This is a genomic window from Pedobacter sp. Leaf250 (assembly GCF_920984735.1).
GTDB lineage: Bacteria > Bacteroidota > Bacteroidia > Sphingobacteriales > Sphingobacteriaceae > Pedobacter.
The window spans coordinates 39,738-57,586 of record NZ_CAKLBU010000004.1 but is presented as its reverse complement, the minus strand read 5'-3'; the positions used below and the strand labels follow the sequence as shown (position 1 = coordinate 57,586).

General features: G+C 38.8%; 12 protein-coding genes. 6 read left to right on the top strand and 6 right to left on the bottom strand.

What is annotated here, in order from left to right; translation table 11 throughout:
• The 6 genes from LUA91_RS04660 (at position 1) to LUA91_RS04635 (ending at position 12,263) form a co-directional block, all read left to right on the top strand.
• Positions 1-1,866 carry a RagB/SusD family nutrient uptake outer membrane protein gene (locus LUA91_RS04660; protein ID WP_231424866.1) on the top strand — a complete coding sequence of 622 codons (1,866 nt, stop codon included), beginning with the start codon at positions 1-3 and terminating at the stop codon, positions 1,864-1,866.
• A 10-nt stretch (positions 1,867-1,876) separates the two neighbouring features.
• Entirely contained in the window at positions 1,877-3,283 is a 1,407-nt protein-coding gene (locus tag LUA91_RS04655) for a sulfatase (protein WP_231424865.1), read from the top strand.
• The gene (locus tag LUA91_RS04650) at positions 3,255-5,984 is read left to right on the top strand and encodes a DUF4962 domain-containing protein (RefSeq protein ID WP_231424864.1); all 2,730 of its coding nucleotides are present in this window, start codon (positions 3,255-3,257) and stop codon (positions 5,982-5,984) included. Before LUA91_RS04655 ends, LUA91_RS04650 begins: the two co-directional genes overlap by 29 nt.
• Positions 5,985-6,134: 150 nt before the next feature.
• Positions 6,135-10,238 carry a hybrid sensor histidine kinase/response regulator transcription factor gene (locus LUA91_RS04645; RefSeq protein ID WP_231424863.1) on the top strand — a complete coding sequence of 1,368 codons (4,104 nt, stop codon included), beginning with the start codon at positions 6,135-6,137 and terminating at the stop codon, positions 10,236-10,238.
• 27 nt (positions 10,239-10,265) lie between these two features.
• Positions 10,266-11,063: a DUF4350 domain-containing protein gene (locus LUA91_RS04640; RefSeq protein WP_231424862.1), complete on the top strand. Its 798-nt coding sequence runs from the start codon at positions 10,266-10,268 to the stop codon at positions 11,061-11,063.
• A gap of 87 nt (positions 11,064-11,150) precedes the next feature.
• A complete protein-coding gene (locus tag LUA91_RS04635) occupies positions 11,151-12,263 on the top strand; it encodes a formylglycine-generating enzyme family protein (protein WP_231424861.1) in 1,113 nt (370 codons plus the stop codon).
• Positions 12,264-12,779: 516 nt separating this feature from the next.
• Here the strand turns inward: LUA91_RS04635 and LUA91_RS04630 are convergent.
• The 6 genes from LUA91_RS04630 to glp form a co-directional block, all read right to left on the bottom strand.
• Positions 12,780-13,898 carry an acyltransferase gene (locus LUA91_RS04630; protein ID WP_231424860.1) on the bottom strand — a complete coding sequence of 373 codons (1,119 nt, stop codon included), beginning with the start codon at positions 13,896-13,898 and terminating at the stop codon, positions 12,780-12,782.
• A gap of 84 nt (positions 13,899-13,982) precedes the next feature.
• Positions 13,983-14,924, bottom strand: a complete 942-nt coding sequence (gene moaCB, locus LUA91_RS04625; protein ID WP_231424859.1) for a bifunctional molybdenum cofactor biosynthesis protein MoaC/MoaB — start codon at positions 14,922-14,924, stop codon at positions 13,983-13,985.
• Positions 14,893-15,336, bottom strand: coding sequence for a molybdenum cofactor biosynthesis protein MoaE (locus LUA91_RS04620; RefSeq protein WP_231424858.1), 444 nt, complete (start codon positions 15,334-15,336; stop codon positions 14,893-14,895). The genes moaCB and LUA91_RS04620 overlap by 32 nt, the downstream gene beginning before the upstream one ends.
• 9 nt (positions 15,337-15,345) lie before the next feature.
• The gene (locus tag LUA91_RS04615) at positions 15,346-16,431 is read right to left on the bottom strand and encodes a HesA/MoeB/ThiF family protein (protein WP_231424857.1); all 1,086 of its coding nucleotides are present in this window, start codon (positions 16,429-16,431) and stop codon (positions 15,346-15,348) included.
• The gene (locus LUA91_RS04610) at positions 16,432-16,662 is read right to left on the bottom strand and encodes a MoaD/ThiS family protein (protein WP_231424856.1); all 231 of its coding nucleotides are present in this window, start codon (positions 16,660-16,662) and stop codon (positions 16,432-16,434) included.
• A 13-nt stretch (positions 16,663-16,675) separates the two neighbouring features.
• Positions 16,676-17,848, bottom strand: coding sequence for a gephyrin-like molybdotransferase Glp (gene glp / locus LUA91_RS04605; RefSeq protein WP_231424855.1), 1,173 nt, complete (start codon positions 17,846-17,848; stop codon positions 16,676-16,678).
• Position 17,849 lies beyond the last annotated feature (1 nt).

Genomic DNA, 17,849 nt, shown 5'->3' with positions numbered 1-17,849 from the left:
ATGAAAAATAAAAATATTAATATCAGAATGGTTTTAGTAATTGGTTTAATTGCACTGATGCCTTTGGTTTCCTGCAAAAAATCGATTGAAACCACCCCATATTCCGCTTTCACTTCATCGAACTATTTTAGATCTGTGAGTGAAGCTTATTCAGCCACCCTAGGAGTTTATGAGGCGATGAAAAGTCCAAATACCTATGCCTGGAACATTCCGTTGGTATTTGATGCCGACACAGATATAGAGTTTTTAAGCCCTGGAACTACCGTGAACGACTTTAGAGAGGTTTCACATTATTACTACCTGGCTGGAAATTCAATGTTTTACAACACCTGGTCGACGCTATACGCAGGCATTGATCGTGCAAATGTGGTTATTGAACGTATTCCGCAAATGGACTTGTTTATTAGTGGGTCGGCTGCTGAAAAAGCTGATTTAAATAGAATGTTGGGCGAAGCGAAATTTTTAAGAGGCTTTTATTACTCAGAACTGATTCGACTTTGGGGCGATGTACCCTTTAAAACAAAAAGTTCGGTTACCGGAGACGAATTAAGATTAGCCCTTACCGATCGTTTTGTAATCTATGAGCAGGTAATGAAGGACATGCAGGAAGCTATTGCCGTGTTGCCTGCATCTCTTCCAATTGATGAACGCATTAACAAGTTTGGGGCGAAAGCAATTTTGGCACGTGTGGCGCTTTTTGCTGGTGGATATTCATTAAGGGCAAATGGCACCATGCAAAGGGCAAATGATTACACTAAATATTATCAGATTGCCCAAACGCAGGTAAATGAAGTGATTGCATCAGGTCTGTATCAATTGAACAACAGTTATAGCCAGGTATTTAAAAATCAATCGCAGCAGGTTTTCGAACCCAAAGAAAGTCTTTTTGAAATTTCTTTTTACACGCCAACTGTCACCACAACTTCGAGTTCAAGTTTTGGCTATTTCAACGCCGGCTTAACCGCTAATGGTCTTTATGGTAGTACATTGAATAGGGTATTCATTCCTGCCTCCTTTTATACCAGTTTTGATAATGGTGACCTGCGTCGCGATTTTTCCATTGCCAGATATAGCCTTGATGCAAACGGAAACCGTGTACCGCTGTTAACTGCCCGACAAGATGAAACCTGGACGCCAGGAAAATGGAGCCGCGAGTATCAAAAAAATTCAGCTTTAGAAAGAAGCTACACTAACATCAACTATGTTGCCATGCGTTATGCAGATGTTCTGCTGATGAAAGCAGAAATTGATAATGAATTGAATAATGGGCCCACTATGGAAGCCTATGATGCGGTCAATACGGTGAGGAGGAGAGCTTATGGAACCAATACATTGGGCAGTGCAATTACAATTACAGTTGCTGCGGGTGGAACGGGTTACACAGCCGCCACAACAATTAGTATTACAGGTTCGGGTGTTGATGCTTTTGCAGTACCAGTAATTACGTCTGGAAGAATTTCAGCAGTCACTATTTTAAATGCAGGCAGCGGCTATACAACACCGCCAACCCTTAGCATTAACGGTGTAGGTACGGGCGCTGTATTAACGGCTGGGTTGCAAACCAAGCGTACAAACGCAACTGTAGATTTGCCTGCTGGGTTAACAAAAGATGCATTCCTGCTTAGAATTCAAAATGAAAGGGCTTGGGAACTGTGTTTCGAAGGTATGCGTAGATCTGATTTGATAAGATGGGGTTTACTTGGAGATAAAATAAAATCGACCCAGGATGCCGTTAAAGCCATTCGTCCGCAATATGCCTATGTAGCAAGTACAAACTTTGTTAAAGGTAAACATGAGCTTTATCCACTGCCACAAAATGAGCTGGATGTGAATAAGAATATCACCAGACAAAACCCAGGTTTTTAAATCTATAAATATGAAATTGGACGCTATTGGCAGGGAAAATTCCTCACTTAAAAGGATGATGCTTACGCTCATATTCACCTTATTAGGGATATATGTGCTTGCTCAATCGCCAAAACGGCCCAATATACTTGTCATCATGACCGATCAGCAAACTGCTGAAGCCATGAGTGCAGCGGGCAATAAATATTTGAAAACCCCCGCCATGGATAAGCTTGCGAAAAACGGAGTTCGCTTTACGAAAGCGTATTGTGCACAGCCATTGTGTACGCCATCGCGTTCTTCAATTTTTAGCGGTAAAATGCCACACGATACAGGTTTTGTTGGTAATGCACCCGAAAAAGATGGACAATGGCCAGATAGCTTACTGATGATGGGTAAAATATTTCAAAACGGAGGTTACCAAACTGGATATGTAGGCAAGTGGCACTTGCCTGTACCCACAAGCAAAGTAGGTCAACACGGATTTAAATACATCGAGAATACCAATTTTTTAGATTATAACGATGCCGCAACTCCATCATTTTGCGCCAGATTTATAAAGGAAAATAAAGATAAGCCGTTTTTATTAGTTGCCTCTTTCCTAAATCCCCATGATATTTGCGAGTGGGCAAGGGGTGAAACATTAAAGATGGATGTCATTTCAAATGCACCGCCTGTAGCGGAGTGCCCACCCTTGCCTTCAAATTGGCGAATTCCCAAACTTGAGCCAAAAATTGTACGGGATCAGCAAAAAACGGTGGGTTTGCGCACTTACCCATCTGTAGGCTGGACAGGAAATCAGTGGCGTCAATATCGATGGGCTTATAACCGTTTGGTCGAAAAAGTGGATGGTTATATCGAAATGCTTTTGGCATCGCTTCAAAAATATGGACTGGACAAGAATACGATTATCATTTTCACTGCTGACCATGGCGATGGATACGCCGGCCACAGCTGGAATCAGAAACAGATTTTATACGAAGAATCTGCAAAAGTTCCCTTTATCATTTCCAAAATGGATGGGTTAATAAAATCCTATACAGATGATATGCTGGTTTGCAACGGTGTAGATATGATTCCAACAATTTGTGGCCTTGCCGCTGTAGAAAAGCCAGGTTATTTGAAAGGAATAGATTTAAGTAAAAGATTGATTAATCCGAACGTTTCACTTCGCGATACTTTGGTGATAGAAACAGAATTTGCCGATAATGAAGAATTGCTGGGGATCAGTGGAAGAGCGGTAATTACAAAGGATTTTAAATATATCGTTTACAATAAAGGTATAATTCGGGAGCAATTTTTTGATCTGAAAAATGATCCTGGAGAGATGCATAATCTAGCAAAGGAAACTGCAAGCAAAGACAAATTATTAAAAATGAGAAATTACCTTAAGCAATGGGGCACAAAAAATGGCGATAAATTTAATTCAGGTTTCTAGTAAAGTATCTCAATATATCATCATGAAGTTTTTTTTAGTAGTTTTTATTTCCTTCCTCTTCATCAACTCCTTCGCACAGCAGTCGGGTGTAAAACACGTAAATGAAGCAAAACTTCATGCCCGGGTACGCGAATGGCCATATCCAGCTAACGGTATTACGCTTCAAACCAATGCCCCGGCTTTATTGTGGCCTGGTACAAATGGTAAAACCAAAGTCTTACCAATGGAGAGTGGCAGCGAGATTCCTGAGGATCCCAATATTGGAAACGTGAAATATAAAGTGATGTTGGCCACCGATCCAAATTTCAAAACCGATGTTATAGAAGGGAAAGAACAGCGATGGGCAGTTTATCCCTTACATCAGGCTTTGAAACCTGGTAAATGGTTTTGGAAATATGGCTACACCCTTAAGAATAGCAATAATTGGATTTGGTCCGAAACCTACAACTTTTTAATAGATCCCAAATACACTAATTTACAAGTTTCGCCATCTATAGAAACCGTGCTAAAACGGAATGAAGGATCGCACCCATTATTGTGGAATATGAACCAGATTGGTGAAGATTTTTACAATAGAAATCTCCAAAATCCTGAAGCTAAAAAGTTTATTGCTTTTGCTGAAAAATTGATGTTGGAGCCGCTTCCTGTTGAAAAACCTCAAAGAATTATTGATACCACAGGTAAAACACCCTTAGAAAAAAAGATTATTATCGAACGCATGTACCACGGCTTTGGTGATGCGGTAGGCACACCAGTTAGAAATCTTTGCATTGCCTTCCAGTTAACCAAAGACAAACGTTTTATTCTGGATGCAAAAAGAAGAGCATTGAATATTGCCAACATGAATCCGAATGGGCTGGCTACTGGCGATGATTTTACGAGTGGCGCAGTGTTGGAAGCTTTAGGCTGGTTTTATGATGCGGGTTACGATTATTTGAATCAAGAAGAAAGACTCCGCTTAAAAAATATGATCACGCTGCGGGCAAAGAGGGTTTATGATCATCTTCCAAACCGTTTTGAGCTTCATGTGAGCGATAATCATGTTTGGCAAATTACTTTAAGGAACCTGGCAATTGCGACAGTTTCAGTAGTCAATGAAGTACCCGAGGCAAAAGAATGGTTGACCTATATGTATGAGGTCTGGTCAGCGAGGTTTCCGGTTTTGGGTACAACTGATGGAGGTTGGCATGAAGGCAATGGTTATTTTAGGGTTAACTTCAAATCGATTATTTACCTGTCTCAGATGTTTGGTGATTTTAGTGGAGTAGATTATTTTAAGCTCCCTTGGATGCAAAACTTACCCTATTACCTGATTTATACCCATCCCAACGGTTCCGCATCGACAGCAACGGGTGATATGTGGGAAAATATTCCATACATCGTAAAAGGAGAAGCCTGGTTTGCAGATGCACTAGCTCTTAAAGTAAATAATCCCTATCTAAACAATTATGTAGCGAAGATAAAAGTCGATAATCCTGAATTTTTTAAAGGAACGGATGATTATCTATTGTTTAGACTTCTAAATTATAAGCCAGACCGAAAGATTGTTACAAAATCTTTCGACGATTTACCCAAAGCCAGGATATTCAATGATGTAGGCGTTGTGGCCATGCATGAAAACCTCAACGATGCCAGAAATAATCTGAGCAGTTATTTGTTAAGCAGTCCATTTGGTGCATCAGGTCACGGACATGCTTCACAAAATGCTTTAACCGTCAATTATAAAGGTAAGGTGTTGTTTGGTGGAAGTGGATATTACAGCAATTTTAGCGATAAACACAACCTTTTTTATTATAGAAGTTCCAGGGCCTATTCAACAATTTTAGCGGATAGCATTAGTCAAAAGATTGGTGAAGAAGGTTATGGCTGGATACCCCGATCAATCAGTGGTAAAAATATTCAATACGCTTTGGGAGATGCAAGTAATGCCTACGGAAAGATCCAAAGTGAGTTTTGGTTAAACCGTTTTGATCAGATCAAAGTTGCGCCAACAGCAGGGAATGTGTACGGAGAATCGGGCGTAACCTTATATCGCCGGCACATGCTTCAGCTTGCTGGAGAATATATTGTGCTTTACGATGAGCTATCAGCCAGCAAACCTGTAAAATGGACTACCCTGTTTCATGCACCATATAGCAAGATTAAAGCAGAAATTTCGAACGTTACAAATCGAAAAGATTTCACTACTGAAAATGATTCTGTACGCAGCGTGGCAACAGTTTTTGCCAACAGTCCGATTAACTTGGTGGTACATAATCAATTTTCTGAACTTGCCGAAAATTGGAATAAGGTAACGGATGATGAGGGTAAAATCAAAGATTTCAAAAACCAATGGCATGCGGGCATCACGTCTCTGCCAGCTAAAAACTTCAGATTTTTAACGATTATACAAATTAAAACCGGTAAGGTGGAAGTGATTAAAATGCCTGATAGCGATGAAGGGATTTGTGAGGTAAGGATAGGAGAGTGGCGTATTAGGGCACAGTTGAATGGCGATAAAAAGGCTGCATTAACAATAGACGGAGCGCAAAGCGAATCGTTATTTACTTATGGAAATATGCCAGTGAAATTTCAGGGGAAGGCCTTGGTTCGAGATCTAAAGGGAAGTTCTGTTTTGCTTGAGATGATCGATGGTAAGTTAGTCAAAAAAGAAGTGGTAGATCAGTTTCCTGATGTTTTGAAATATGATAGCGCTAACTAACATGTTAAAATTGATCACTATTAAAAGATTTTTAATCAAATTTAAAAGTGGCTTACAGTATGCATCGCTAACTTCGTAATGTTGAGTGTGATTATGTAAACTTATAAATGCTTATCTTGAATATTTAATCATCAGGTTATCATAAATTCTATGCTTCTACAGAAGTTATCAATCATACAAAAAGCAAATTGGTTACGATTCAGGTGGCTGAATGCCATTTTTGTATTATGCTTTATTGTGATAACTGGCGATTCGGAAGCGCAGGTTTCTGATCGTAATTTCAGAAATATTTCAGTAAGCAAGGGACTTTCCCAGAGCACCGTTTTCTCGATAAAGCAGGATACGCTGGGATTTATCTGGATGGCGACGCAGGATGGACTCAACCGCTATGATAGCAAAGGTTTTAAAGTCTACCGTCCTGTTAAGGCTCATCCAAATAGCCTTCAATCTTATTACATCCGCACATTATTTGTCGATCATGTCGGTAATTTATGGATAGGAGGTAATCAAGGCGTTAGCCGATACGATTATGCCAAAGATGAGTTTATCAACTATAAATTACCTCGGAGCTTAGGGGAGTGGTATGTTTCTTCGATTACTGAAGATGAGCACCATAATCTTTGGGCAACTTCAGTGGTGGGTGGTATTTTTCAGTTGTCACCAAAATCAAAGACTTTTGAGGAAGTAAATTTAAATTTATTCGATTATGGAATTAGGAAAATAGCTTATATCGGCAACTGGAAAAAAGATCTTTTGATCGGAACCGATGTTGGGCTTTTCAAAAGGTCGGGAAACAAGAGCCAATTATCAAAAATTGATCTGGGTTCGGAGAAAGCAGCGATAAATGAGGTTTATCTGGATGGTGACCTTTTATGGGTGGCCACAGAAGGAGCTGGATTAATTCGCTACAATCCGGAAACGAATCAAAAGAAAACTTTTTTACATCAAGCGGATGCGAACAGTATTGCCGACAATAACATTAGGAGTGTAGGGAAAGATACACAGGGGGATATCTGGCTTGGAACGTTCAAAGGTTTGTCTATTCTTAGTGCTGCTTCTGGGCTGTTTGATAATTATTTTCATCAGGTTTCTCAACCCTACACCATTAGCCAGAATTCAGTTCGGTGCTTTTTCAGGGATAAGCAAGATGGTATCTGGTTGGGTACATTTTATGGAGGGGTAAATTATTATCATCGCAATGATATCAAGTTTAACCTGCTGAGTCAAAACACGGGCAAATTATCGTTAAATGATGAGGTGGTTAGTGCCATCAGTCAGGATAAAAAAGGTAATTTTTGGATCGGTACCAATGATAAGGGGCTGAATTATTGGGATAGAAAGAACAACACGATTAGCTATTATACGAGCAGTGAGCGCAGCGCCAGCACATTGGCATCAAATAACATAAAAGCTATCGCTTTTGATGATCGCGAGCAAGTGCTGATCGGAACGCATAATGGCGGTTTAAATATATTAAACCCCGCTACAGGATCAGTTAAGCGTTTTTTACATGATGAAAATGATCCAAATTCAATTTCCGGTAATTTGGTATACAGTGTGCTAAAAGATTATAAGGGCAGAATTTGGGTGGGAACCCGGTCTGGATTAGACCAATTTGATTCAGACAAAGGTTTGTTTTCTCACGTTCATTTGGATAAGGCTGGAAAAAGGTTGAGTTCTGATGATATCACCTACCTTTTTGAGGATAACAGGCGTAGGATATGGATCGGTACAACCAATGGAGTTACTTTGCTTTATCCGGATAATATGCTTTTCGGGAATACCGCTAAATCTCAAATTAGTGATGATGTAATTACCTGCATTACTGAAGATAGTAATCAGCGAATATGGGTTGGATCAAGGGAAGGCTTGAGTTTGTTCGATGAATCAAGCCAAACATTCATCACACATCGAAACCGAAAAGATTTTATCACAGGTACCATTTATGGAATTGAATCTGATCAGGAAGGCAACCTGTGGATTTCTACCAACAAAGGGCTTGTCCGCTATAATCCAGCAACCAAATCAGTCCAAACTTTTGATGAAAGTGACGGATTGCAGAATAATCAGTTTAATGACTATGCTTTTTGCAAAGCCAGGGACGGTATGTTACTTTACGGGGGCATTAATGGGGTTTCTTATTTTTATCCTTCAAATATCAAACAACAATCCTTACCATTAAAAGTATCCTTTACTGCACTTGAGGTTTTCGGCCGAATGGTGAATATGGGCGATGAAACCGAAATACTCGAAAATCCACTGGATCAAACCAATAAAATTTGGATCGCTTCTGAATATAAGCAGTTTACCATCCGTTTCAATGCCTTCAATTATATTTCAGCTAATCGAACCCACTACCTCTATATGTTGGATGGTGTGGATGAAAACTGGCAGCGAACAGATGATTTGAAGGTGGTTTATAATAATCTAAAAGCAGGCAACTACCATTTTAAAATTAAGGCTGTAGGCCCGAATGGAGAGACTAGTGCAGTGCGGAGTTTGCAAATCAACGTACTTCCACCCTGGTATAATACCTGGTGGTTTTACACTTTGGTATTCGCTTTTGCTATAGTTGGGGCTTATGTTGCTTACAGGATTATTGCAGAGCGTGTTAGAGCACTGCATCAGTTAAAGCTTGAACGTGTGGATAAAGAAAAAGTTCGCTACATCAATCAGATGAAAATGGATTTTTTTACGAACGTTTCACACGAATTGAGAACCCCACTAACCTTAATTCTTGCTCCACTGGAAGAAATGATCAATAAGCCACTGGCGCAAAAGGCGATTACAAAGCGTCATGAAATGATGCTCACGAATGCAAAGCGGTTGTATAATCTGGTCGATCAGCTTTTCGAGTTCAGGAAAACAGAAACGGGAACAAGGCGTTTAAAAGTAGAAAGGGGTGATATTGTAAGTTTTATACATGAGATATACGAATCTTTCAAGCCTTTATCAGATCAAAAAAATATCAAATATACTTATCGCTCTACCCAGGCAAAGCTTGCCTTTTTCTTTGACCATGATGCAATGGAGAAAATATTGTTCAACTTGCTTTCCAATGCATTTAAATACACTAGAAACCAAGATCAAATCAGTCTCGATTTATCTATCTCAAAAGATTATGCCATTATCAAAATAAGCGATACCGGTGTGGGGATTGGCAAGGATGATCTTGCCAAAATCTTTGACCGTTTTTACCAGGTCAACAACCAGGAAATGAACCTGGGTTCAGGTGTCGGTCTGGCTTTCACAAAACGGCTGGTTGAATTGCATCATGGATTTATTACTGCCGAAAGTGAAATCGGTAAAGGTAGTGTTTTCACGGTTTCGATCCCGACTTCAGATACTACCTATGGAGATATAGATAAAAAAGACAGTAAGATTTATGAACTCTCTACTGTATCTGAAGCATTAACCAGCCAAGCGGATCAAAATGTTGAAGAGGTTCTGGAAGATTCCAATGTTGTTGAAGCAGACGGCATGCACAAAAGCCATTTGTTATTAGTGGATGACAACCAGGAAATACTAGATTATTTGCGGGAATATTTTGAGTCCGACTACTTGGTTACCGTTGCATTTGACGGGCTTATGGCACTCAAAATACTTGAAGAACAGGCTTTTGATCTGATTGTGAGCGATGTGATGATGCCAGAGCTTGACGGTCTGCATTTTTGTAGACGTGTGAAACAGAATATTAATACTTCTCATATTCCTTTGATGTTACTCACGGCGAAATCAGAAATCGATCAGCAGATTAAGGGATTGGAAATGGGGGCTGACGATTATATCACAAAACCTTTTTCCATTGAGATGCTTGCAGCCAAAATTTCCAACCTGTTGAAAGCTAGAAAACGTTTGATAGATTATTACAGCGGCAATAGGGAGGTGGTTCCTCAAAATCTGGCCTTCAATACCCTTGATGAAGAGTTTCTCAAAAAAGCAATAGATGTGGTGGAGAAGCATTTATCCGATTCAGATTTTTCGGTAGAAAAATTTAGTCAGGAGATTGGCATGAGCCGATCTAATCTTTATTTAAAATTTAAGGCAATAACAGGAGAATCAGCAACTGATTTCGTCAAAACCATCAGATTTAAAAAGGCAGTTGAATTGATGCAAAGCAAGCGATATACGATGGCCCAGGTTACTTATATGTGCGGGTTCAACTCCCCATCTTATTTCTCAACAGCTTTTAAGCAATACTATGGTTGTATGCCAACTGAATACCTGATCAAGTTAGATTCAGAAAAAGGCTAGACCAAATTATCCACATATAATCAAATCATGACAAAAGCCTATTTAAAATTCATCTTCACAGCGGCATTAATTAGTATAAATAGCTATGTTCAAAGCCAAGTTGTTACGCTGGATCATTACTTTAACAGCGAAACCAAGCCAGGCGCAAATGGACAAAGCCTACCTTTTCATTATTTGTGGAACGATACGGAAATGAGCGGTTTCTCTATTTTAGGTGCATCTTTTAAGGGTAATGGCGCAAAAGAACTTAGCGTACTTTTTCAAAAACCAACAGCGAAAACGCTGGCAGGGAGCGATGTTTACATCATTGTAGATCCTGATCACCTGAAAGATAATCCTAAACCAAACTACATGAACTCTGAGGATGCAAATGCAATAGCGGCCTGGGTGAAACGTGGCGGCGTTCTTTTACTTTTTGCTAATGATAAAGCGAACGCAGACCTGGAGCACTTTAATCTTTTAGCGGAAAAATTTGGTTTCAAATTTAATAACGAATTAATTTTACATGTTGTAGATGATGCTCATTTTGAAGAGGGTGCACTAAACATCAAAAACAACCAAGTATTCAAAACCTCGAAAAAGATTTTCATCAAAGATGCTTCTTCTATTTCCATAAGCCATACAGCAACGCCAGTTTTAAAAACTAGCAAAGGCGAGGTTGCAATGGTGATTTCTCAATATGGAAAGGGAACTGTTTTAGCTATTGGTGATCCATGGTTGTATAATGAATATACGAATGGCAGGTTGCCGCAAAGTTTCGAGAATGATAAAGCAGCAGATGATCTGTCGAAGTTTATGCTAAAATCAATAAAATTAAAGCGTTAATAAACATCAGGTAATCAGCGGTGAGTTAATAACTTCAGATGTATTATTATTATTTATGCGCTATTTGAAATTTTTGTGATTCCATATATGAGGAAAGTTAAAACTTTAATCTTTGCGATACTGCCACTCTTTTGTTTAACATGCTCTAAATCAAAGAATAGCATCGAAAAAAAACAGGGGCAAGATTCTTTGGCCTCTTGCGAGCAAAATCTTCCTGATCGGTTTGGGGTGATAAAGGATTCATCTAGTTTTGTAGCCAATAACGTTAGTCATCGCGGCATGATTCTGATTCCTGCCGGAAGGTTTAATATGGGTGCTAAGGATAAAGAAGGACGAGAAGATGAATACCCACAACACATGGTCAAACTATCTTCTTTTTGGATGGATGTTAGTGAAGTAACCAATGCAGAATTTAGAAAGTTTGTGGATGCGACGGGATATCTAACAACTGCAGAACGGAAACTGGTGTGGGAGGAAATAAAAAAACAACTGCCTGCAGGAACTCCAAAGCCACCAGATAGTGTTTTTGTTGCCGCATCACTTGTGTTTTATCAACCTCATTCCATTGATGGTTTGGATAATGCTGCTCAATGGTGGCGCTGGATGAAAGGAGCTGATTGGAAACATCCCCATGGACCGAAAACCAATATCAATGGAAAAGATAATTATCCGGTTGTCCATATTTCTTGGGATGATGCGATGGCTTATTGTAAATGGACTGGAAAGCGTTTGCCTACCGAAGCGGAATGGGAATATGCAGCAAGAGGCGGTTTAAAAGAGAACTTATATCCATGGGGAAATGAGGATGTTGAAAAAGATATTGCTAAAGCCAATACCTGGCAGGGAAGTTTTCCGGTTAGCAATACAAACTGGGATAAATTTGGAAGCCTTGCGCCTATAAAACAATTCAAGCCAAATGGTTATGGTTTGTTTGATATGGCAGGAAATGTTTGGGAATGGTGCAGTGATTGGTATCGTTCAGATTATTATAAAACGGTAGGTGGATCAGCTATAAATCCAATTGGCCCATCAGATAGTTTTGATCCAATGGAGCCAGGCGTACCAAAGAAGGTAGTTCGCGGAGGGTCGTTTATGTGCAACGCCTCATATTGTGAGGGATATAAGGTTACTTCGAGAATGAAAACTTCGACTGATACTGGCCTTGAACATACCGGATTTAGGTGCGTTAGTTCTAAATAACATCTAATAAGTTTTAATTAAAAGATGAGTAGCTGCCTTGCTAACATCGTTTCCAATAATTCATTTTGATAACTGAATTATAACCAATTTTGAAATAAATTACTATCACCTACAATGTCAAGTTTTTCGGTTCAAAGTTTCCCGATGAAAGGTTTTTTGAAGAAATAATTACTGAAATATTTGGAGCAATTATATAAATCCTTTCGCCTTCAAATCGTCTACAACCGGTTCAATAAGCAATAAAAAGGCTTTTAAATATTGAAAGTAATCCCGATTATCGGTACGGAAAAAGCCTTAGAGAAATCTAAGGCTTTTTGTTTTTATAAATTTCTATGGATGTTCATATCTAACAGTTCATATCTTCAATCTGCTGTATTTATTCTCTTTTTTGGTTTATCCTTGTTAGCAAACGCTTGTCGTGTGTGAAACACATTTCAGAAATATAAAGAATATTAATGAATTCGAAGATTGAATATTTAACAGTTGCACACGTTACACTCATACGCCATCAATAGCTTAAAACTTAAAAACCTTCTTCTGTAGCCATTTTCTTACTGGTTCATCATAACATTTCAAGGCAATATAGGACAATAGGATACTACCAAGTAGAATAAGTAGCGCATAAGGCCACGCTTGAACAATTGTTGTGCCTTTGTTATTGCTAATCCAGGCGACATAAAAATATACCAGTGGATAATGTACCAGATAAAGTGGATAAGATATTTCACCTAAAAATTTACAGATTTTTTGCTCTCTCTGAGTGTGCAACATACCACTTGCACATAGGTAAATAATCATTGGAAAGACAACAATAATACAAATAGATTCATAAAGACCATTCATCCAAAAATGTGCTTCACCACCAACACGTGGCATGTAAAGAACTAGAGCAATTAATAAACTGCACCATAATAATGCGTTTTTTATCCGAGCAGGTTTTATTATCCGAGACAGTAGAAGACCTGCAAAAAAAGGATAGATGGTTCGCGTTAATCCGATTCTCACTTGCTCTACATTAAGTGTCCACCCGCCACTAACATCTCCATTTGCGATGGCCAATTGCGCCAGTGCTATGCCAGAAATAATTACAATTATGATTAATGCTGTTTTCGAAAATTTTCTTATCCATATTGCATACAATATATTGGCTATGTATTCGAAAAAAAGCGACCAACCCACGCTATTTAGTGGATGCATTTCTTGCCAGCCACGGATATCTAATGATAATGGTATGGGTAAAATGGTATATCCGATGAGCATTACCAATAACATTTTCCATATCGGAATGGTGTGAATGAGTGGCCAGATTGTTGAATCAGTGAAATAAAATCCTATGGCGCCAAGTGTCATTCCTAGAATAACCATAGGTTGCAGACGGATTATCCGGCGTTTGATAAAGTTGCCGATGGTCATTTTGTTCCACCGGTTATCATAAGCATAACCAATAACAAAACCCGATAATAGAAAGAAAAAGTCTACTGCTAAGTAGCCATGGTTAACCAATATATCAAGATGACCAGTTCCTAATGGCTCTGTAAGATGAAATGTTACCACGATTATAGCCGCAACGCCCCGAAGTCCGTCCAAAATAGGATAGTGTGGTTTAGACGAGGACTTATTCATTTCAGTGATCATGTAAAAAGCTTATAAGATCTGCAATTTGTCTAAAAACCAGAAACAATACCTTTTTCCTACGGATATTTTACAGAAATCTTTAAACTAATGTCGCTCTCCGGATTGAACATTAAATACATGCAATACTTGTGGAAACAACGCATCAATTGTTTCTTCAACCCCGTTCTTTGATCCTGGCAGTGTAATTATCAATGTTTCACCAATAAAACCTGCCACACCTCTTGATAACATGGCGTAAGGCATTCGTTCTTGTCCGTAACGCCTGGCAGTTTCCATTAGCCCATCAATCGATCTGTTAATAAGTGGTGAAATGGCTTCAGGGGTAACATCTCGGGGCGATAATCCAGTGCCTCCCGTAAAAATCAAAAGTTGATGTTCAGCTCCTGAAAGGTTAGTTGCCGCATTTCTGATGGCTTCTATTTCATCCGGTACAATTTCATACTTCAAAGTTTCAATGCCAAATTGCTGAAGTATGGCAATAATTGCTTTACCCGAAAGGTCTTCATTTTGCTTTTGATAAATTGAATCAGAACAAACTACCACTGCTGCTTTAAGTTGAGGGAACTGTTTATTTTTTAAATCTGATTTGCCCCCAGATTTTTCGAGCAATTTGATGTTTCTAATTTCGATGCCTTTATCAATCGGTTTCAACATATCGTACATGGTTAACGCCGTAACCGAAGCACCATGCATGGCTTCTACCTCCACGCCGGTTTTGTAAATGGTATGCACTTCAACCAAAATTTCAATTTCCAAATCCTTTACTTCGAAGGTGATGGAAGTGTACTCAACAGGCAGTGGATGGCAATCGGGAATTACATCGCTGGTTCTTTTTACCCCAAACAAACCTGCTGCCCTGGCAAATTCGAAAACATCGCCCTTAGGCACCTTTCGTTGCACAACAGCGTCAATGGTTTCTTGTTTGGAAACACATAATGTTGCACTTGCAATGGCCTTCCTTAAAGTATTCGATTTTTTTGTGATGTTTACCATTTTAAATATTTTCTTTCCACTGATGGGTTTCATCAGCAAATATTTCTTTCCCCCAAATGGGAAGTTCTGACTTTATTCTTTCTACCAATTCGTTGCAGGCCTCAATTGCGGGTTTTCTATGCTTTGATGATGTAAACACAAATAAACAAATTTCGCCAGCACCAATAACGCCCAGGCTGTGGTGAATGTGCATGCAGCTTAGCGGATATTTTGCAAAAATTTCTTCTCTAATCTCATGCATTTTAGTGAGTGCCAAATCTTCAAAAGCGGTATATGCTATCGCTGATACTATTTTGCCGTCTATTTCGTCGTTCCTTACTTGGCCCAAAAAGATACTATGACCGCCAATATCGGTTTTTGTGTTGTGGTTACCAATGCTATTAGCAATAAATTCTGGTGAAACAGGACCGTTTACAAATATATTTTTAATTTTCTTTTCGCTCATGCTAAGTTGTTAAAAATGGTTTCTCCATTTTGCGATGCCGCCTTTTAAACTGTAAATTTTCTTGCTATCACCATATATTGAATGTAATTTTTCGGCTGCTGCAACACTTCTAATCCCATGTTGGCAAAGCAAAATAATGTTGTCTGCAACAATATCAGATGCGGCAAAAACATCAAATTCAGACATTGGAATCTGTTGATAGGTAGTCGGGTTTAGTTTTGGGAATTCATGCCGCTCACGAACATCAATTAACAAAGTAGATTTTTTTTTGCTCAATTCTAACATACTTTCGGCATCGATTTCTGTGTAGCTTGATAAAACACTTTCAGCTGTATTATTCATTAAATCAGATGCTGTTACTTGTTTATACTCATCTGAAGGACTAATATTAATTTCATATTGTTCTTGATTAAGTAAGTTATAGTGAAGTAATTTGTTGATCAGCGGTTTTCCAATTCCAGTAATTAATTTAACAATTTCGCCTGCTGCCATAGTTCCAATAATGCCTGGAAGTACACCTAAAACGCCATTTTCTGCACAATTTGGAATTTCATTGGCATTGGGTTGAACAGGAAATAAGTCGCGATAATTGGTAATAGTCTTTTGCTCGTCTGGGGTATTAAATACAGCTATTTGTCCTTCAAAACCAGAAACTGCTGCAAATACCAAGCTCTTTTTAAGCAATGTGCAAGCGTCGTTTATCAGGTATCTCGATTCGAAATTATCAGTTCCATCAAAAATGAGGTTATAATTGCTGATGATTTCGATTACATTATTTTTATTAATAGAAGTAGGATGGAGGATTAACTTGCTTTCCGGATTCATTTGCTGAAGCCGTTTTGCAGCTACATCAACTTTTAATAAACCGATATCGTCTATGCCATAAAGTACTTGCCTTTGCAGGTTAGAAAGTTCCACCACATCATGGTCGGCAACGCCGATGCAGCCTACGCCTGCGGCAACAAGATATTGTAGGGCTGGGCAGCCCAATCCACCGGCACCGATTACCAAAACTTTTGCATCAGCTAGGCGTTGCTGCGATTCCATTCCGAATCCGCTTAAAATAATCTGCCTTTGGTATCGCTCCGTATTCATTTATCCTCCTGAAAATGGTGGCATAATGGCAATGCTGTCATTATCTTTAATTGCGCAATTATGTTGCACAATGTTTTTATTTAAAGCCAGTTTATATTTCATTCCAACAAGTTGCGGGAAAATTTTCTCAAGATGAGTTTTCAAATCATCAGTAGATTCCACATCAATACTCAATTTTTGATTATTGATAAATTCCGATATTTTTCCAAAGCTGATTATTTCTATCTCCATTTCTAATCGAATTCTAAATCAAAATTACGTTTACATTTTCACCTGCGGAAAAATTTTCTTGCCCTTGGTTTAATTGAATGAGGCAATTTGCCTGTGCAAAAGAACTTAACCGATAAGATTCCTGAGCGCCAAGGGCTGTAGCTTTGCCATCTATATAATTTCCTTTTAAAAAGTGAGTTAAATCTTTAGGTTTTTTATAAGTATGCGTTAATTCTGCCTGGATTGATTTTACGTTATTTTCTTTTCTGGATAGTTGTTTTATTGCCGGAACCACATAGTTGTAATAACAATTTAATACCGATGATGGATTTCCAGGTAATCCAAAAATAACTTTATCGTTTTGCTTGCCAAAAAATAGAGGCTTACCGGGTTTCTGTTTTACTTTGTGAAAGATTTGCTCTACTCCGCAATTTGCTGCGGCCTGCAACACAAAATCATAATCACCCACACTAACGCCGCCTGTTAGTAAAATCACGTCATTTTTTTCTAAAGCTGTTTTCAAAACATTTGTTAATGTCTCTAAAGTATCTTCAGCTGTTACTACCTCGATATGGTAAATTCCCTCTTTGTTTAATGCAGCGGTGAGCGAATAGGAATTCGATTCGTAAACCTGACCAAAGTTTAATGGCAAACCAGGTTTTTGTAGTTCGTTTCCGGTAAGGATTATGGCAACGCTTGGCATTGGGTAAACCAAAACTTCAGAAATTCCAATTCCTGCTAAAAAAGCCAATGCCGCCGGACTAAGCAAATCGCCTTTTTGCATAGCCAATTCGCCGACATGAATTTCAGAACCGATTTGCCTCACATTGGCACACTTTACTAACTTCTCATCTTCAAAACTGATGCTGTTGTTTTTCTTGCTGGTTTTTTCCTGCATCACCACCGTATCGGCACCGTCAGGAAGTGGAGCACCTGTAAATATTCGGCTGGTTTGTCCTTGAATTATAGAAATTTTATCAGGAGTTCCGGCTGCCATTTCACCAATTAAATCAAGGTCTTGATTTTGATCACCAAAAATAATGGCATAACCATCCATCGATGATTGGCGGAAAGCGGGAATATCAAAAGCAGCAAAAACATCTTCCGCAAGAACATGTTCAGCAGAATCCTGCAATGATTTTAAAATGGGGTTTAGTTGCGAAATATGATCTCTAATCAGCTTTTTTGCATCTTCAACACTTATCATT